Below are 18,735 nucleotides of genomic sequence, written 5' to 3' on the forward strand. Positions count from 1 at the left end.
CCCTCTGCGCAAGCGCTGGCAGGTTGCACACCATGCGTGGCTTTCGACAGCCATCCAGGGACCTGCCATGACCCGCGAACCACACGCACCACAGCCCGCCTCTGCGTCTTCCAGCCACTTGCACGACGGTTTCATCGGTGACCGGTTGCCTGCCTGGCTCAAACAGGCCACGCAAAGCCAGATACGCACCTTGCGCGAAAGCCTGGAAGCCCATCATGCCACCCAGGCCCGGTTGCGCGGGATCACCCTGGCGCTGCCGTCACCGCAGCAGTTCGCCGAACGGCAATTCGCCAGTTTGTTGCGCGAGCCGCTGCCGGGCGACGTAGCGTTCTGGCAGTTGGAGTGGCTGGAGGTTTCCCATCGTTTCTCGTCCACGCCCGGCGCAGAGCCGCAATTTCCCACTTACGGGCAACGGCGTGAAAACGGCTTGCTCCGCCTGATGCGCAACTTTGCCGCCAGCAACGATTTCTACCTGGGAACCGGGTTGGTCGCGCCGGGGCAGGAACGGGTACTTTCGCGAGGCACCGATGAACTGGTCGAGGCGTGCCGCAAGCTCGATGCCGGGCGCCTGTACCAGCAGGAGCTGGACCGCACATTCGATGCCGCGGCACAGCGCATCTTGTGTGAAGACAAGCGCTCCGGGCTGCGTCTGGCCGTGGAGGTTGCCGCGCTGAAAGGCGAGATCACCGAGCCGGTCAAGGAGGCATTGCAAGCCCTGGTGGATAAACCCGCGGATCGGCGATCCGCCAGCCTCACGGGCCACCCGGGCCTGCTCGAAGCCCTCGGTTGCCCAGTGGCGGATGGTGTGTGGATTCAACTTCGCGACACGCATGGGCAAACGCAGGGCGGCGTGCTCTACCTGCCCAGCGACCCGGTACAGGCGTTGCGACACTTCGACAGCCATGCCTCGATCAACAGCGCGCTGGTGGCCGAGCTGCGCCATGAACCCTATCGCCAGGCGTTCAGCCAGTTGATCGGCCTGGATCAGCGTGCCGGGTTCATGCACAAGCTGCAGGCCCGCCTGAAGGATGATCAGCCGGACCTGGAACTCGATGGCAGCGTGCCACAGCATGACATTTTCCAGGCGCTGACTGCACAGCAGACCAACCGGGTGAAGCAGGATGGCCGCCTGTTGCTGGTGGCAACTGCCGATGCCGATGAAGCCGCATCGCGTGAGCGGCATGAGGCGTGGAAGGCCGCCGGTCTCGATGTGCTCAACCTCGCTGGGCTGTTCATTCCGGTGGTGGGCGGCTTGCTGCTCGGGCAACTGGTGGCCCAGACCCTCTCGGAGGTTTTCGAGGGCACGCAGGACTGGTTGCGAGGCCATCAGCACGAGGCGCTGGAGCACATGCTGGGGGTTGCCGAGATACTGGCGGGCACCGCCGCGACTGTGGTGGGCGTCACCTTCGTGCGCAGCGCGTTTGTCGCGGCGCTGGAGCCGGTAAGGCTCGCCAATGGGGCGGGGCGTTTGTGGTCCCGAGATCTGGCAGCCTTTGCCTCGACCCCTGAAACGATCACCTTGGGTGCGGACGGGGCCTATGCCGATGGCGAGCGCCGCTGGATGAAGGCCGACGGGGTCTTCTACGAAGTTCATCGGCCTGACCCCGATGGCCCCTGGCGTCTGCGCCACCCCGGTCGCGAAGAGGCGTACGGCCCGGTCGTGCTGCACAATGGCGAACGCAGCTGGCGCCTGATGCATGATGAGCCGCAGTGTTGGCGCGACCCTGCGAAAATGCTCGATACCCTTTGGCCGCGCGATCAACCTTTCGATAACCAGCAGGCGCAGCGGATCTTGCGCATGGCCGGCATCGATGAGGACGAACTGCGCGGCCTGCTGGTGGAAAACCGGCGAACGCCTGCCACCTTGCGGGAAACCCTCAGGGCATTCGATGCCGATGCCCGGATCGACACGTTCTTCCGCAACCTGGAACGCGACACTGTCTCCGATCAGGACTTGCAGCTGCTGGCCTGGTGCGAGTCCCGACCGGGCGGCGTAAAAGGGCGTGCCGCAGTGCTGGCGGACCGGCCAAGGTCGAGCGACCTGCTGTTCGCACGGCTGACACGCCTGCCCGAATCGGCGGAGCCTTTGCTCAAGCCTCTGATGGCGCTGGGGCTGCCTGAGCCCTATGCGCGCGATCTGGCTGACCGAGCAAGTCACGAGGCTCGCCAGCTGTTCGTCAGTGGTGGAAAGTTGCCGCAAAGCCTGGCCACCCAGGCCAGGTCGTTGTGCTCGCAGGCGAAGGTGAGCAGGGCGCTGGCAGGGTTTTATCTGCCGAGTGCATATAGCGACGAAACGGGCATGTTGGTGCTGGCATTGCTGAATGTCGAGGCCATTGATGCGTTCAGCCTGGCGTTGAGCAATGCTGCTGCGGATGCCGTGGCGTTGAAACGCATCGGTTCGGTTGGCGATGCGGCCGAGCAGCGGGTGCTGGTGCGTGAGCAAGGGGTCTTTGCCTTGTATGACGGGCAGGGCCGAAAACTCGCGATGCAGCCGCCTGCTTCCTCGTGCATCTTCCAGGCCGTGCTGGCCGCGCTCGAATCGCGCAGCCTGCTGGGCCGTCTGGGCCTGGCCGAGAACGCCAATGCCGAGCGCCTGCGCGAGAAGCTCATGGCGCACCTGGGCACCCATGAGGAAATCGCCCGCATGCTGGGCTGGGCACCGACAGAGCGCTGGTTCAACCCCGGGCAGCGCCTCGCCGATGGCCGTGTCGGCTACCTGCTCAGTGGGCGCGCATCACCGCCCACCACACCCAGGGAGCAGCTGCGGGCCGGCCTGAGGCAGTTCTTCCCGGGGCTGGGCGATTCGCTGGAAACGCAAGTTGACCGCTGGCTGCTGCAGAATGTGTCGGTCGCCGATGCGCTCCTGGCGCTGCAGGACGATTTTGAGCAGTTGGACCGCGCGCTCAATGGTTGGGTGTCGGCTGCGCTGAGTGACACTTTGCGGGCGCGACGCCAGCTGTTCGCCGACCGATTACGGCGTGCCTGGCAGGCGCTTGGTGACGATGTGGTGGTCGACCGTGACGGCAGGCGCCAGGGGCTGCGCCTGGTGCTGAATGATCTGCCAACGGATTCGTTGCCGGTCATGCCCGCGCCTATCGATTTCTATCACGTCACCACCCTGGTACTGAGCGAGACGTCCATCGGGGTGGTGAACGAGGAGTTTCTGCGGGCATTCACCTACCTGCAGGAGCTGGACCTGAGCCACAACCAGCTGTTGCGCTGCCCGCGCGGGCTTGGCTACCTGACCAACCTGCGCCGGTTGCGCCTGGGGCATAACCGCATTCGCCTGGATGCCCATGCCATCGAAGCACTGAACGGGTTGCCGCTGCTCAGCCACCTCGACCTGAGCTACAACAGCCCGCTGGGGGTGTACGAAATGCGCTTCCATCACCTGCCTCATCTGATCGAGCTGAATTTGCGCCGCTGCGGGCTCAGCGAGTGGCCCAGAGGGCTCGAGCTGTGTGGCTTCCTGCAACGAGCCGACCTGCGTGACAATTTCCTGCGGGGTGTGCCTGACGGCGTGCTGGCCATGCCGCTGGAGTTTCGCCAGCGCATCCTGGTCGATGGCAACCGCCTGAGCATGGCCGATTACGGCAAGCTCTATGCCTTGGAGCCGCTGCTGGAGGACCCAGAGGAAGAGATCGGCCGCGCCTGGTGGGTCGGTTCCGACTCCGCCAGCCAAGGGCGTGGCGAGCTTTGGGACCGGCTGAGCACCCGGGACGAAAATGCCCGCCTGTTCGATCTGCTGGAGCTTCTGCAAGGCCTGGCGGACTTCAGCTGGCCCAGGGCCTATCTGTTGCGCATGTGCTGGAAGTGCCTGTCGATGATGGAGACAGACGCCGAATTCGCTCGCCAGGTGCAACTGGCGGCCGACGATGTGGTAATGGATGACAACGGTGCCATCGAACTGTTCAGCCGACTGCTGCGTCTGCATGCCGAGCGCGACGCGGCAGGCGATGGTGTTCAGATCCATGGTCCGAAGTCGCTGGCGTTGGGGCGCGCCTTGCACCGTCTGGACCGCCTTGACGAGTATGTCGAGGCCGAGCGGCAAAATCTTGAAGGCTTCGCCGAACCGGCAGTACTGGCGACGTTGGCAATGCGCTACAGGGTGCGCTTGCGCACCAGGCTCAGTTTGCCGTTCCAGCCTGCCAGAATGCGCCTCAGGGCCGCCGCCGTAGGGTTGAGCGAGCATCGGCTGCAGGCGGCAGAGGCGGCCGTGGAAAGGGCGAACGTTCTCGTTGATGTAGTCGCAAACCTGTGCACGCGCGCATTCTGGCAGCGCTTTTTGCAACAGCGCTTCGCCCGGCCGTTCAATGACCTTGAGCAACTCGCTGCGGAGCAGCGGGCGGCACTGGCGGTAAGGCGCGATGAACTGGGTGAAGCACAGTATCTGAACCAGGAACAGGCTCTGGATGCGCAGCTGCAGGCCGATCGGCTGGAGTTGCAACTGCAACTGACCGAGCACTACGTGATCAGCCTGGAGCGCGCACCGGGCTGATGGCCACCGGCCAAACCGGTCATCCAGTTTGACAACTTAGGCCATTGCCGCGACGCCAGCGCGGCGCGAACATCGTCGGACCGATGGTTCAACTCCAAAAACAAGAAACCAGGAGTCCGACGATGCGCGATTACACCGAGGCCGCTCGTGCGTTCGACCATGGCCAGGCTGCTGCTGCGGCGCTGCATGGCAACCTCGAAGCCCTCAATGCCTGTGTCGAATGTTGCGACCGCCATGCCGGTGAGGGCAAGACCGCACTGGTCTGGGAAGACCGCGAGGGCAAGAGTGCGCGGTTGAGCTTCGATCAGTTGCAAACACTGGCTGCCCGTTTCGCCAATGTGCTCCAAGCGCAAGGCGTGGGTGCGGGTGATCGGGTCGCCGGGCTGATGCCGCGCACCCCCGAACTGCTGGTCACCATCCTCGCCACCTGGCGCCTCGGGGCGGTGTACCAGCCACTGTTCACCGCGTTCGGCCCCAAGGCCATCGAACATCGCCTGGAGCAGTCCCACGCCCGCGTGGTCGTCACCGACAGCCACAACCGCGCCAAGCTGGACGATGTGCACGCCTGCCCGACCATCATCACCGTCAATGCCCGCAGTGGCGAGCTGGACTTCCAGCAGTGCCTGGACAATGCCGCAGACGAATGCGAGCCGGTCATGCGCTCGGGCAACGACCCGTTCCTGCTGATGTTCACCTCCGGCACCACCGGCCCGGCCAAACCGCTGGAAGTGCCGCTGCGTGCCATCGTCGCGTTCCAGGGCTACATGCGCGATGCCATCGACCTGCGCCCCGAGGACAACTTCTGGAACCTGGCCGACCCGGGCTGGGCCTATGGCCTGTATTACGCGGTCACCGGCCCGCTGTCACTGGGCCATGCCACCACCTTCTACGATGGCCCGTTCAGTGTTGAAAGTTGCGCACGGGTGATCGACAAGCTGGGCATCACCAACCTGGCCGGCTCGCCCACCGCGTACCGCCTGCTGATTGCCGCCGGGGATGACTTCTCGGCACCGATCAAGGGCCGCCTGCGGGTGGTCAGCAGTGCCGGCGAACCGCTCAACCCGGAAGTGATCCGCTGGTTCGCCGACGAACTGGGCGTGACCATCCACGACCACTACGGGCAGACCGAGCTGGGCATGGTGCTGTGCAACCACCATGGCCTGCAGCACCCGGTACACCTCGGCTCGGCCGGCTTTGCCATCCCCGGCCACCGCATTGTGGTGCTGGACGAGCAGGGCAACGAACTGCCCGCCGGCCAGCCGGGCATCCTCGCGGTCGACCGCGAGCAGTCGCCGCTGTGCTGGTTCGCGGGCTACCACGGCCTGCCGACCAAAGCCTTCGTCGGCAAGTACTACCTCAGCGGCGACACCGTCGAGCTGAACCAGGACGGCAGCATCAGCTTCGTCGGCCGCAGCGACGATGTGATCACCACCTCCGGCTACCGGGTCGGCCCGTTCGACGTGGAAAGCGCACTGATCGAGCACCCGGCGGTGATCGAAGCGGCGGTGATCGGCAAACCGGACCCGGAGCGCACCGAGCTGATCAAGGCCTTCGTGGTATTGGCCAGCGGTTACCAGGGCAGCGCCGAGCTTGAAGAAGCTTTGCGCCAGCACGTGCGTCAGCGCCTGTACGCCCATGCCTACCCAAGGGAAATCGAATTCGTCAGCGAGCTGCCCAAGACCCCGAGCGGCAAGCTGCAACGCTTCATCCTGCGCAACCAGGAAGTCGCCAAACAACAAGCGCAACAGGCCACCCCTGCCAGCGCCTGAAAGGAACCGATCATGCAAATAGCCAACAAACACTTCATCGTCAGCGGCGCTGCCTCCGGGCTGGGTGCTGCCACCGCGCAGATGCTGGTCGAGGCCGGCGCCAAGGTCATGCTGGTCGACCTCAATGCCCAGGCCGTCGAAGCCAAGGCCCGCGAACTGGGCGAAAACGCCCGTTTCGCGGTGGCCGACATCAGCGACGAGCAGGCCGCCCAGGCGGCGGTCGATGCGGCCGTCAGCGCCTTTGGCAGCCTGCACGGGCTGGTCAACTGCGCCGGCATCGTCGGTGCCGAGAAAGTGCTGGGCAAGCAGGGCCCGCATGGCCTTGCCAGCTTTGCCAAGGTCATCAACGTCAACCTGATCGGCAGCTTCAACCTGCTGCGCCTGGCCGCCGCGGCCATGGCCGAAGGGGCTGCCGATGAGGGGGGGGAGCGCGGGGTGATCATCAACACCGCCTCCATCGCTGCCTATGACGGCCAGATCGGCCAGGCTGCCTACGCAGCTTCCAAGGGCGCCATCGCCAGCCTGACCCTGCCGACTGCCCGCGAACTGGCGCGCTTCGGCATCCGTGTGATGACCATCGCCCCGGGCATCTTCGAAACGCCGATGATGGCCGGCATGACCGAGGAAGTACGCGCCTCGCTGGCCGCCGGCGTGCCATTCCCACCGCGCCTGGGGCGCCCGCAGGAGTACGCCGCGCTGGCCCGCCACATCATCGAGAACAGCATGCTCAACGGCGAGGTGATCCGCCTCGACGGTGCACTGCGCATGGCTGCCAAGTAAGGAGAGCGAACATGACCCTCGCCAATGACCCGATCGTTATCGTCAGCGCCGTGCGCACGCCCATGGGCGGCCTGCAGGGCGACCTCAAGAGCCTGACCGCGCCGCAGCTGGGCAGCGCCGCCATCCGTGGTGCCGTGGAGCGCGCCGGCATCGATGCTGCCAGTGTCGAGCAGGTGCTGTTCGGCTGCGTGCTGCCGGCTGGCCAGGGCCAGGCACCGGCGCGCCAGGCCGCGCTGGGCGCCGGGCTGGACAAGCACACCACCTGCACCACCCTGAACAAGATGTGCGGTTCGGGCATGCAGGCGGCGATCATGGCCCATGACCTGCTGCTGGCCGGCACCGCCGATGTGGTGGTGGCCGGTGGCATGGAAAGCATGACCAACGCACCGTACCTGCTGGACAAAGCCCGGGGCGGCTACCGCATGGGCCACGGCAGGATCATCGACCACATGTTCATGGACGGCCTGGAAGACGCCTACGACAAGGGCCGTCTGATGGGCACCTTTGCCGAAGACTGCGCCCAGGCCAATGCCTTCAGCCGCGAAGCCCAGGACCAGTTCGCCATCGCCTCGCTGACCCGCGCCCAGGACGCTATCAAGAGCGGTCGCTTTGCTGCCGAGATCGTGCCGGTCGAGGTCACCGAGGGCAAGGAGAAGCGCGTCATCAAGGACGACGAACAACCGCCCAAGGCCCGCCTGGACAAGATCCCGCAGCTCAAGCCGGCCTTCCGCGAAGGCGGCACGGTGACCGCCGCCAACTCCAGCTCGATTTCCGACGGCGCTGCGGCGCTGGTGTTGATGCGCCGCTCCGAAGCCGACAAGCGCGGCCTCAAGCCGCTGGCGGTGATCCACGGCCACGCCGCCTTTGCCGACACCCCGGCACTGTTCCCGACCGCGCCGATCGGTGCCATCGACAAGCTGATGAAACGCACCGGCTGGAACCTGGCCGAGGTCGACCTGTTCGAGATCAACGAGGCCTTCGCCGTGGTCACCCTGGCGGCGATGAAGCACCTCGACCTGCCGCACGACAAGGTCAATATCCATGGCGGCGCCTGTGCCCTCGGCCACCCGATCGGCGCTTCCGGCGCGCGCATCCTGGTGACCCTGCTGTCGGCCCTGCGCCAGAACAACCTGCGCCGTGGTGTGGCGGCCATCTGCATCGGCGGTGGCGAGGCCACGGCCATGGCTGTCGAATGCCTGTACTGAGGTGAACCATGCTGGTAACTGACGAGCAACAACAGATCGCCGACGCGGTACGCGCCTTTGCCCAGGAGCGCCTGAAACCGTTTGCCGAGCAATGGGACAAGGAACACCGCTTCCCCAAGGAGGCCATCGAGGAGATGGCCGAGCTGGGCCTGTTCGGCATGCTGGTGCCGGAGCAGTGGGGCGGCAGCGACACCGGCTACGTGGCCTATGCCATGGCCCTGGAGGAAATCGCCGCCGGTGACGGCGCCTGCTCGACCATCATGAGCGTGCACAACTCGGTGGGCTGTGTGCCGATCCTGCGTTTTGGCAGCGAGCAGCAGAAGGAGCAGTTCCTCACCCCGTTGGCCAGCGGTGCGATGCTCGGCGCCTTCGCCCTGACCGAACCGCAGGCAGGCTCCGACGCCAGCAGCCTAAAGACCCGTGCACGTCTGGACGGCGATCACTACGTGCTCAATGGCAGCAAGCAGTTCATCACCTCCGGGCAGAACGCCGGGGTGGTGATCGTGTTTGCCGTGACCGACCCGGACGCCGGCAAGCGCGGCATCAGTGCCTTCATCGTGCCCACCGATTCGCCGGGCTACCATGTGGCGCGGGTCGAGGACAAGCTCGGCCAGCACGCCTCCGATACCTGCCAGATCGTTTTCGATAATGTGCGTGTGCCGGTAGCCAACCGCCTGGGCGCCGAAGGTGAGGGCTACAAAATCGCCCTGGCCAACCTCGAAGGCGGCCGCATCGGCATCGCCTCGCAGGCGGTGGGCATGGCCCGCGCGGCGTTCGAAGTGGCGCGCGACTACGCCAACGAGCGGCAGAGCTTCGGCAAGGCGCTGATCGAGCACCAGGCGGTGGCCTTCCGCCTGGCCGACATGGCGACGAAGATTGCCGTGGCCCGGCAGATGGTGCTGCACGCCGCCGCGCTGCGCGATGCCGGGCGCCCGGCGCTGGTGGAAGCGTCGATGGCCAAGCTGTTTGCCTCGGAAATGGCCGAAAAGGTCTGTTCGGATGCCTTGCAGACCCTGGGCGGTTATGGCTATCTGAGTGACTTCCCGCTGGAGCGGATCTACCGCGACGTTCGGGTTTGCCAGATCTACGAAGGCACCAGCGACATTCAGCGCATGGTCATTGCGCGCAATCTTTGAAGGAGCAGACTGCATGGCATTCGAAACCATCCTGTTGGACATCCACGGCAAGGTCGGCCTGATTACCCTCAACCGCCCGCAGGCGCTGAACGCGCTGAACGCGCAGATCGTCGGCGAGATCAACCAGGCCCTGGACCAGCTCGAGCGCGATCCGAACATCGGCTGCGTGGTGCTGACCGGTTCCGCCAAGGCCTTTGCCGCTGGTGCCGACATCAAGGAAATGGCCGAGCTGCAATACCCGCAAATCTACGTTGACGACCTGTTCAGCGATTCCGACCGCATTGCCAACCGGCGCAAGCCGATCATTGCCGCGGTGTCCGGTTTTGCCCTGGGCGGCGGCTGCGAGCTGGCGATGATGTGTGACTTCATCCTGGCGGCGGACAATGCCAGGTTCGGCCAGCCGGAAATCAACCTTGGCGTGCTGCCGGGCATGGGCGGCACCCAGCGCCTGACCCGTGCGGTGGGCAAGGCCAAGGCCATGGAACTGTGCCTGACTGGTCGTCTGATGGGGGCTGAGGAAGCTGAGCGTGCTGGCCTGGTGGCGCGTATCGTGCCGCAGGCGGAACTGGTGGAAGAGGCGCTGAAGGTGGCTGCGACCATTGCCAGCAAGTCGATTCCGGTGAGCATGATGGTCAAGGAGAGCGTCAACCGTGCGTTCGAAGTCACCCTAAGCGAGGGTGTGCGCTTCGAGCGGCGGGTGTTCCATGCGGCGTTTGCTACCGAAGACCAGAAAGAGGGAATGGCTGCGTTCATTGCCAAGCGCGAGGCGCAGTTCAAGGATCGTTGATTCTGGTTGTGGATTTGCGCTGGGCCTCTGGGTGCATGCCTTGAGAGGTCCGGCGCCTGTGAGATCGAGCGCCGCCCACGCGGCGCTTCGCAGCGCAAGGCTGCTCCTACATCTGTTTCGGGCCAGTAACGCCTGTACCAATGCGCGCGACCGCCTTGTTTGTCCGACACGATATCGAGGTGGACACCAAGGGGGCGCGCGCGTTCGCCTCAGGAATAATTGGCCCGAAATAAATGTAGGAGCAGCCTTGCGCTGCGAAGCGCCGCGCGGGCGGCGCTCGATCTCACAGGCGCTGAACATGTTGTGGCGAGCAATTGGTGACTCCTACTCAATCCCCCCATGCCCCACAGGCCCCTCTCCCAGGGCCAGCCATCCATGCACCGACCAGCGGATTCCGAGCAATGGAAGCAAATTCGCACCCAATTGCAGTTGCTCCACGCGACGCGGCGCCTTAGACTGCCGCCCCCTGTAAAAGAGTGCCGGTTGGCGCTTGAAGAATTCCGCTGCCGATGTCAAGGCGTCGGCGGCACCTGAATCGCCCAAATGCACATTTTTTCATAGAGAAATCGATGACCAAGGAACAGTTGCTGGCCATGTCGGCCGATGACTACATGAACGCTGACCAGCTGGCTTTCTTCGCTGGCCTGCTGCAGGCGATGAAAGTCGAAACCCATGAACGCATCGAGCTGAGCCGTGCCACCATCGAAGGCCTGGACACCCCGTCGGATCCTGCCGACGTGGCTTCGGTCGAAGAAGAGCGTAGCTGGCTGGTGAACGCCATCGACCGCGACCAGCGCCTGCTGCCGCAGCTGGAAATGGCCCTGGACCGTATTGCCGACGAAAGCTTCGGCTGGTGCGATGACAGCGGTGAACCAATCGGCCTGAAGCGTCTGCTGATCAGCCCGACCACCAAGTACTGCATCGAAGCCCAGGAGCGCCACGAGCAGCTCGACCGCCACCAGCGCCAGGTGTAACTCCGCGCGGTGTGCCAAGCCCCACGGAGCGATCCCTGGGGCTTTTTGCGTTTCTTGCCGGCCGCGGTTTTGTTGCCCCGCACGTAACACTGCTGTACCGGGATGCGCTGTTTCCGCGCCGTACGCAGGCGTATCATGGCTTCATCGTTAGGGTGCTAATTAAATTCCGGAGGGAATGATGAATAGCCGGGTCGATGTAGCCGTGATGATTGGTTCGGGTGTGCCCGCCATACTGCGTGCGCTGGGTAAACGCATCTGCTGGGTGGTGCTGGTCAATGGCGAACGCCGTGGTACCCCATTCGCCACCCGTGAAGAAGCGCTGGAGTGCCAGGCGGCCTGGCAGCAGCAGTTGAAGAAGGGCCTGGCGGCTTGAGTGCAGTGAGTGCTGCCGACGAGCGAACAGGGTGTCGTTCAGGGCGTTCCTCTGTAAGAAATGTACTTTGCCTCTCGACGAATTTCGGTGTTTTCGTGCATATTCTTCCCCCAGTAATGCGCTGATGGATTGCAGGGCCCGTTCTCACGTGCGCTCTGGCATCGCCTGCCGCATCTTTTCTGGCGGTTTTGCTGTCAGATATTACGCTTCCCGAATCGGGAATATGCCGAAAGCCTGTATTTGAGGCCAGATCTGGCAAGCCAGAGTAAAGATTCCTGCACGCTGCATCGCCAGCGTGCACAGACATTTCGCATATCGCTTCATTACTCTTTTCGCCTATCGATAAGAAATGGCCGTGCCTCACCGAGCTTGGGTGAGGGCGGGTTGTAACCGGTTGAGGATTACTTCATTGGCAGTCAGCACTCTTGATACCCATGCGTTGTTCGCCCTGGGCGACTTGCGCGGTAAATTGGCCCAGCTGTTCCAGGGCCGCTTTGTCTATGTCACCGAACAGAGTCCCGAAGGCCTGTACATGGCCGAAATCGACACCGAAAGCGCATTGGTCGTCGATGACAAGCAGCGGTTGGAACTGAAGGTGGGCGACCACTTTCGCGCCGCCGTACTGCCCAGCCGCGAAGGCGGCAAACTGGAAATGCGCTTTCGCGAAATCAAGCTGAACGTGTATGGCGTGGGCGACTATGCCTTCGTCTCGGTGCCCGAAGGCGAGGGCATCGTGTTCCGTGAAGGCCACGGTGTGATGCTGGTGTTCGCCGCTCAGCAACAGGTACAGGAAGGCCTGGGCAAGTTGCTCAAGGCGGTGACCGGCAAGGTTGCCAAATGGCGCAAAGGTGAGCTGACCACCTTCAAGGCCAGTGAATGACCCACAGTGACGACGCGCCCGCCACGCGTGCCGAGTTCCATCGGCAGCATCAGGCGGATGCCGTGGCCGAGGCCGAGCGTTTGCTAGCCAGGCGCGAAGAGTTGCAGGGCGCCTGGTTGAACTGGGTGGCAGGGGAATTGTATCGCCTCGGCCCGCCGCCTTATGCGGCCATGGTCCGGCGCGAGCTGCAGCGCCTGGCCCAAGGGTGAGGCGGCAACCTTTCAGTTGCCTCGATCGCGGCCGCTGCTGACTTCTTCAGGGACCGGCTCTTTCGCCATGCGCTTGCGGAACAGCGCCGCCCGGGCCAGCAACAGTGTGGTCACCGGTACGGTGATCGACAGCAGGATCGGAATCAGCCAAGCGTGCAGTACCGGGGCTTCCTTGAGCCAGGAAAAGTAGATGATCGAGGCCAGTGCCACGCACCAGGCACCAATGGTCGAGGCCAGAGCCGGCGGGTGCATGCGCTGGAAGTAGTCCTTCAGCCGCAACAGGCCCACGGCACCGATCAGGGCGAACAGGCTGCCGGTCAGCAGCAGCGCGGCAGTGACCAGCTCCAGCCAGAAGGGGAGTTGCAGGGTTTCAGTCATTCGATCACCTCACCGCGCAGCAGGAACTTGGCCAGGGCAAACGAGCCAACGAAACCGAACAGCGCAATCAGCAGGGCACCTTCGAAGTAGGTGTCACTGGCATAACGGATTCCCAGTACCAGCATGGTCAGCATGGCCAGGATGTACAGGTAGTCCAGCGCCAGCACCCGGTCCTGGGCGGACGGGCCGCGGAACAGCCGGATAAGCGCCAGGGCCATGGCCAGGGCGAAGATGAACAGGCTGGCGAGGACAGCGTTGGCGAGCAGGCCTGTCATTGGAAAATCTCCATCAGCGGGCGTTCGTAGGTGTCCTTGAAGTGCTGGATGAAGGCCGCCTCATCGTCCAGATCGAACACATGCAGCAGCAACACGCTGCGGTCCAGCGCCAGCTCGGACCAGACCGTGCCGGGCACCACCGTGGTAATCATCGACAGCGCCGCCAGGCCATGCGGGTCGCGCAGGGCCAGCGGGATGTGCACGAACGCCGAGCGCGGCGGCTGCTTGCCGGCGCGCAGCACGCCACGGGCAACCAGCAGGTTGGACATGATCACATCGATGCCGACCCGGCCAATCAGCCGTGCGATGGCCAGCGGCCGTCGCACATGGGCATGCTGCGGGCGCAGCGGTGCCATCAGCAGCGGCGCCAGCACGCCAAGCGCGGCAGCCAGCAGCAGGTTGCCGGGGCTGACCGACAGGTTCAGCAACAGCCACAGGCCGAACAGCGAAACCGATAACAGCGGTGCGGGGAACAGTCGATTCATGGCTGCACCTGTACGTCGAGCGAGGTGGGGCCAGGAATCGGCCGGGCGGCCATCACGGCTTCGATATAGGCGTCGGGGGCCTGCAGGCTGGCGGCGGTGTCCTGGGTGTAGCGCAGCAGCGGTTCGGCCTTGAAGCTGAGGATGATGCACAGGCCGAGCAGGATGACGATGGGCAGGCATTCATAACGGCGCAGCACCGGCGACGGGCGTTCCTCAGGCTTCCAGAAACGCTGGATGCCGACGCGGCCGAAGGCGATCAGCGAGGCCATGCCAGACAGGATCAGCAACGCCACCAGGCCCCAGCCCGCCGTGCCCAGCGGCCGCTCGGCAGGTACGCCCAGCCCCAGTGGGTTGAACAGCGCGCTGATCAAGTTGAGCTTGCCGACAAAGCCCGACAGCGGCGGCATGCCGATGATCAGCAGGGCGCAGGCGATGAAGCTGAGGCCGAGGAAGGCCATGGTCCACGGGATGATCTGGCCGATCACCACCTTCTGCTCATCGTCGAGGTTGATGCCCTTGGGCGGGTGCAGTGATTCCAGCGGTGGCGGCATGGCGTCTTCTTCGTCGTCCAGCGGTGCTTCGTTGGCCGAGCGCGAACGCTCGACCAGTTCGGCGAGCAGGAACAGTGCGCACAGTGCCAGGGTCGAGTTGACCAGGTAGAACAATGCTGCGCCGGTCAGCGCCGATTGCGCAAAACCGACGGCGCCGAGCAGGGTGCCGGCCGAAACCAGGATGCTGAGGGCGGCCATGCGCTCCAGGCGCTGCGCGGCCAGGATCGAAACCGCCGCCACCGCCAGGGTGACCAGGCCACCGTACACCAGCCATTCACCACCAAAGTGCGCCGAGGCCCCGGCCTGCCCGGAGAACAGCAGTGTCCACAGGCGCAGCACGGCATACAGGCCGACCTTGGTCATGATGGCGAACAGCGCAGCCACCGGCGCGCTGGCGGAGGCATAGGCCGGCACCAGCCAGAAGTTCAGCGGCCAGATGCCGGCCTTGACCAGGAAGGCCATGGCCAGGATCGCCGCGCCGGCGTGCAGCAGGCCACGGTCGGCCTCCGGCACCAGCGGAATCTTCAGGGCCAGGTCGGCCATGTTCAGGGTGCCGGTCACGCCATACAGCATCGCCGCGCCGATCAGGAACAGCGACGAGGCGAACAGGTTGATGGCAATGTAGTGCAGGCCGGCACGCACCCGGGCGCGGCCCGAGCCATGCAGCAGCAGGCCATAGGAAGCGGCCAGCAGCACCTCGAAGAACACGAACAGGTTGAACAGGTCGGCGGTGAGGAAGGCGCCGTACAGGCCCATCAGCTGGATCTGGAACAGTGCGTGGAAGCTGGCCCCGGCACCGTCCCAGCGGGCGCGGGCAAACAGCAGGGCACTGAAGCCGATGATGCCGGTGAGGGTCAGCAGCAGGGCCGAAAGGTGGTCGACCACCAGCACGATGCCGAACGGCGCCGGCCAGTTGCCTGGCAGGTAGACACCGATCGATTCCGCCTGGCCCTGGGTGCGCACCCACAGCAGCAGGCTAACCGCGATGGCCAGGCCGGCGAAGGTCGACAGCAGGTTCAGCCGGGCTTTTATCTGCCGGTGTTTCTCGCCCAGCAGCAACATCACTGCCGCGGTCACCAGGGGCAGCAGGATGGGCGCGATGATCAATTGGCTCATGCCACTCATTCGTCACGCTCCCGGCCATCCACGTGGTCGGTACCGGTCAGGCCGCGCGAGGCCAGCAACACCACCAGGAACAGCGCGGTCATGGCGAAGCTGATGACGATGGCGGTGAGCACCAGGGCCTGCGGCAGCGGGTCGGTGTAGTGCAGCAGGTCCTGGGGCACGCCGTCCTTGATGATCGGTTCCTTGCCGATGAACAGGCTGCCCATGCTGAAGATGAACAGGTTGACCCCGTACGACAGCAGGCACAGGCCCATGATCACCTGATAGGTTCGCGGACGCAGGATCAGCCACACCCCCGAGGCGGCCAGAACGCCGATGGCAACTGCAATCACTTCTTCCATCAGGCGGCTCCTGCTTGGCTGGTTTTCGCCGGGTTGCCCGGGCGGTAGGCGCGCACCGACTGGTGCGCCAGGGCAGTGAGGATCAGCAGGGTCGAGCCGACCACCACGGTAAACACGCCGACATCGAAGAACAGCGCGCTGGCCACGTGCACATCGCCGAGCAACAGCAGGTGCAGGTGGGCGGTATGGGTGGTGAGGAACGGGTAGCCCAGCAGCATGGCGCCCGCGCCGGTCAGGGTTGCGCACAGCAGCCCGGTGCCCATCCAGCGCAGCGGGCGCAGGCTCATCTGCGCCTCGACCCACTGGGTGCCGGCCACCATGTACTGCAGGATAAACGCCACCGACATCACCAGGCCGGCGACAAAGCCGCCACCGGGCTGGTTGTGGCCACGCATGAACAGATACATCGACACCAGCAGGGCGATCGGCAGCAGCAGGCGCACCAGCACCGCAGGCACCATCATGAAGCCCAGGGCGGTGTCGGTGGCATGCCGAGGGTTGATCAGGTCGGTGACCACGTCGGGTGCCAGCTGGCGCTGCTGCGCCGGCAGTTGCATGCTTTCCTTCGGCGGGCGGAAGCGCCGCAGCAGGGCGAACACGGTCAGCGCCACGGCCACCAGCACGGTGATTTCACCGAGGGTATCGAAACCACGGAAGTCGACCAGCATGACATTGACCACGTTGGTGCCACCGCCCTGGGGCAGGGCCCGGCTCAGGTAGAACGAGGAAATGTCGTTCGGCGTCGGCCGGGTGAGCATGGCGTAGGACAGCACGGCCATGCCGCCACCTACCAGCACCGCCAGCAGCAGGTCGCGCAGGCGACGCATGCGCGCACGCTCCAGGCTGCCCGGCAGCGGCGATACGCCTTCGATCCGCCGCGGCAGCCAGCGCAGGCCGAGCAGGATCAGTACGGTGGTGACCACTTCCACCACCAGCTGGGTCAGGGCCAGGTCGGGCGCGGAGAACCAGACGAAGGTGATGCAGGTCATCAGGCCGCAGACGCTGACCATGATCAACGCCGCCAAACGGTGATACTTGGCCTGGTAGGCGGCGCCGATGGCACAGGCAATCGCGATCAGCCACAGCGCGACGAACACGCCCGAGCCTGGAATCTTCGGCCGGTCGCCCCAGCTCAGGCCGCTGTAGAGCATGGGGGTGAGGCCGGCGAGGAAGGCGGCGAGCACCAGCATGAACAGCTGCGACTGCAGGCGGCGGCTGGTGAGCAGGCGCTCGATGCGCCGCGCCAGCAGCATCAGTTGCACCTGGCCGTGTTCGAACAGGCGCTTGCCGTTGAAACGCTCGATCACCGGCGGGTAGGGGAAGCGGCCCAGGCGCAGCTGCTTGCGCAGCAGCAGGTACAGCACGATACCGCCGCTCATGGCCACCAGGCTCATGATCAGTGGCGCGTTCCAGCCATGCCAGATAGCCAGGCTGTATTCCGGCAGGGTGCCGCTCACCACCGGCAGGGCGGCGGCGGCCAGCAGCGGGCCGACCGACTGGGCAGGGAAAATGCCCACCACCAGGCAGGTGAGCACCAGCAGTTCGACCGGCGCACGCATCCAGCGTGGCGGCTCGTGCGGGGTGTGCGGGAGGTCCTGCGCCGTGGGGCCGAAGAACACATCGACGGTGAAACGCAGGGCATAGGCCACGCTGAAGGTGCCGGCCAGGGTGGCGATCACCGGCAGCGTGGCCTCGACCCAGGCAGTGGAGCTGATGAACACCGTTTCGGCGAAGAACATTTCCTTGGACAGGAAACCGTTCATCAACGGCACGCCGGCCATCGAGGCGCTGGCCACCATGGCCAGGGTGGCGGTGTATGGCACCAGGCGTATCAGCCCGCTGAGGCGGCGGATGTCACGGGTACCGCTTTCGTGGTCGATGATGCCAGCGGCCATGAACAACGAGGCCTTGAAGGTGGCGTGGTTGAGAATGTGGAACACCGCCGCGACCGCGGCCAGCGGGCTGTTCAGGCCCAGCAGCAGGGTAATCAGGCCCAGGTGGCTGATGGTCGAGTACGCCAGCAGGCCCTTGAGGTCGTTCTGGAACATGGCGGCGAAGGCGCCGAGCAGCAGGGTGAGGGCGCCGGCACCGCCGACGATCCAGAACCACTCCTCGCTGCCCGACAGCACCGGCCACAGGCGCGCCAGCAGGAACACCCCGGCCTTGACCATGGTCGCCGAGTGCAGGTAAGCCGATACCGGGGTGGGCGCTGCCATGGCATGGGGCAGCCAGAACTGGAAGGGGAATTGTGCGCTCTTGCTCAGGGCGCCGATGAGGATCAGTGGCAGCAGCACCGGGTACAGCGCATGCTGGCGGATGGTGTTGCCGGCAGCCAGGACCTTGTCCAGGTCGTAGCTGCCGACCACATGGCCGAGCAGCAGGGCACCCACCAGCAGGCACAAGCCGCCCGCGCCCGTGACCATCAGCGCCATGTAGGCGCCGCGGCGGGCGTCGGCACGGTGGTGCCAGTAACCGATCAGCAGGAACGAGAACAGGCTGGTGAGTTCCCAGAAGAACACCAGCTGGATCAGGTTGCCGGAGATCACCAGGCCGAGCATGGCGCCCATGAAGGCGAGGAAGAAGGCGAAGAAGCGCGGCACCGGGTCTTGTGGCGACATGTAGTAGCGGGCATACAGCGACACCAGCGTACCGATGCCCAGCACCAGCAGCGAGAACAGCCAGGCGAAGCCGTCCATGCGCAGCACCAGGTTCAACCCCAGGCTGGGCAGCCAGAGGAATTCTTCGCGAATCACGCCACCGTGGGCAACCTGAGGGTACAGCAGTGCTACCTGGACAGTGCCGACCAGGGCCACGAGCCCGGCGAGAATGGACTCCGCGTTACGTGCGTTGTGCGGCAGCACGGCTGCCAGGCAACTGCCCACGAACGGCAGAAGCAATAGCACTATCAATGACATAGCGTTCTATTCTGGAGAAGTTTGCAAAGAATCATACGTGCCGAGGGGTTGATC

Annotated in this window: 16 protein-coding genes; 10 read left to right on the forward strand and 6 right to left on the reverse strand. The window is 64.8% G+C overall.

From position 1 onward, the window contains the following. The first annotated feature begins 67 nt into the window (after positions 1–67). The 10 genes from ABIB24_RS25520 to ABIB24_RS25565 all read left to right on the forward strand — a co-directional run bounded on the left by ABIB24_RS25520 (position 68) and on the right by ABIB24_RS25565 (position 12,611). The gene (locus ABIB24_RS25520; protein ID WP_354317539.1) at positions 68–4,498 is read left to right on the forward strand and encodes a dermonecrotic toxin domain-containing protein; all 4,431 of its coding nucleotides are present in this window, start codon (positions 68–70) and stop codon (positions 4,496–4,498) included. A gap of 122 nt (positions 4,499–4,620) precedes the next feature. Further along, positions 4,621–6,267 (forward strand): acyl-CoA synthetase, encoded by a 1,647-nt coding sequence (locus ABIB24_RS25525; RefSeq protein ID WP_137163433.1) that lies wholly within the window; start codon positions 4,621–4,623, stop codon positions 6,265–6,267. 12 nt (positions 6,268–6,279) lie between these two features. After that, positions 6,280–7,047, forward strand: a complete 768-nt coding sequence (locus ABIB24_RS25530; RefSeq protein ID WP_013971831.1) for an SDR family NAD(P)-dependent oxidoreductase — start codon at positions 6,280–6,282, stop codon at positions 7,045–7,047. 11 nt (positions 7,048–7,058) lie between these two features. Next, complete coding sequence (locus ABIB24_RS25535; protein WP_024086601.1) at positions 7,059–8,252, forward strand: acetyl-CoA C-acyltransferase; 1,194 nt, start codon at positions 7,059–7,061, stop codon at positions 8,250–8,252. 8 nt (positions 8,253–8,260) lie between these two features. Further along, entirely contained in the window at positions 8,261–9,388 is a 1,128-nt protein-coding gene (locus tag ABIB24_RS25540) for an acyl-CoA dehydrogenase (RefSeq protein ID WP_274079638.1), read from the forward strand. A gap of 13 nt (positions 9,389–9,401) precedes the next feature. Further along, positions 9,402–10,175 carry an enoyl-CoA hydratase gene (locus ABIB24_RS25545; protein WP_013971834.1) on the forward strand — a complete coding sequence of 258 codons (774 nt, stop codon included), beginning with the start codon at positions 9,402–9,404 and terminating at the stop codon, positions 10,173–10,175. A 569-nt stretch (positions 10,176–10,744) separates the two neighbouring features. Further along, positions 10,745–11,149: a TraR/DksA family transcriptional regulator gene (locus tag ABIB24_RS25550; RefSeq protein WP_003259022.1), complete on the forward strand. Its 405-nt coding sequence runs from the start codon at positions 10,745–10,747 to the stop codon at positions 11,147–11,149. Between the two features lie 178 nt (positions 11,150–11,327). Continuing rightward, the gene (locus ABIB24_RS25555) at positions 11,328–11,522 is read left to right on the forward strand and encodes a hypothetical protein (RefSeq protein ID WP_137163435.1); all 195 of its coding nucleotides are present in this window, start codon (positions 11,328–11,330) and stop codon (positions 11,520–11,522) included. A 409-nt stretch (positions 11,523–11,931) separates the two neighbouring features. Continuing rightward, a complete protein-coding gene (locus ABIB24_RS25560; protein ID WP_003259020.1) occupies positions 11,932–12,402 on the forward strand; it encodes a hypothetical protein in 471 nt (156 codons plus the stop codon). Further along, the gene (locus ABIB24_RS25565; protein WP_003259019.1) at positions 12,399–12,611 is read left to right on the forward strand and encodes a hypothetical protein; all 213 of its coding nucleotides are present in this window, start codon (positions 12,399–12,401) and stop codon (positions 12,609–12,611) included. Before ABIB24_RS25560 ends, ABIB24_RS25565 begins: the two co-directional genes overlap by 4 nt. A 12-nt stretch (positions 12,612–12,623) precedes the next feature. Here ABIB24_RS25565 and ABIB24_RS25570 read toward each other — a convergent pair whose 3' ends face one another. The 6 genes from ABIB24_RS25570 to ABIB24_RS25595 are packed head-to-tail and all read right to left on the reverse strand — an operon-like array spanning position 12,624 to position 18,681. Then, positions 12,624–12,989, reverse strand: a complete 366-nt coding sequence (locus tag ABIB24_RS25570; protein ID WP_003259017.1) for a Na+/H+ antiporter subunit G — start codon at positions 12,987–12,989, stop codon at positions 12,624–12,626. Further along, on the reverse strand, positions 12,986–13,264 hold the full coding sequence (locus ABIB24_RS25575) for a K+/H+ antiporter subunit F (RefSeq protein WP_003259015.1): 279 nt from the start codon (positions 13,262–13,264) through the stop codon (positions 12,986–12,988). The genes ABIB24_RS25570 and ABIB24_RS25575 overlap by 4 nt, the downstream gene beginning before the upstream one ends. Next, complete coding sequence (locus ABIB24_RS25580; protein ID WP_025338379.1) at positions 13,261–13,749, reverse strand: Na+/H+ antiporter subunit E; 489 nt, start codon at positions 13,747–13,749, stop codon at positions 13,261–13,263. The genes ABIB24_RS25575 and ABIB24_RS25580 overlap by 4 nt, the downstream gene beginning before the upstream one ends. Further along, the gene (locus ABIB24_RS25585) at positions 13,746–15,425 is read right to left on the reverse strand and encodes a monovalent cation/H+ antiporter subunit D (RefSeq protein WP_137163436.1); all 1,680 of its coding nucleotides are present in this window, start codon (positions 15,423–15,425) and stop codon (positions 13,746–13,748) included. Before ABIB24_RS25585 ends, ABIB24_RS25580 begins: the two co-directional genes overlap by 4 nt. Then, positions 15,422–15,766, reverse strand: a complete 345-nt coding sequence (locus tag ABIB24_RS25590; protein ID WP_013971840.1) for a Na+/H+ antiporter subunit C — start codon at positions 15,764–15,766, stop codon at positions 15,422–15,424. The genes ABIB24_RS25585 and ABIB24_RS25590 overlap by 4 nt, the downstream gene beginning before the upstream one ends. Continuing rightward, positions 15,766–18,681 (reverse strand): monovalent cation/H+ antiporter subunit A, encoded by a 2,916-nt coding sequence (locus tag ABIB24_RS25595; RefSeq protein WP_137163437.1) that lies wholly within the window; start codon positions 18,679–18,681, stop codon positions 15,766–15,768. The genes ABIB24_RS25590 and ABIB24_RS25595 overlap by 1 nt, the downstream gene beginning before the upstream one ends. Positions 18,682–18,735: the final 54 nt, after the last annotated feature.

The sequence above is a fragment of the Pseudomonas sp. UYEF17 genome (genome assembly GCF_040546125.1).
In the GTDB taxonomy this organism is placed as follows: domain Bacteria; phylum Pseudomonadota; class Gammaproteobacteria; order Pseudomonadales; family Pseudomonadaceae; genus Aquipseudomonas; species Aquipseudomonas putida_Z.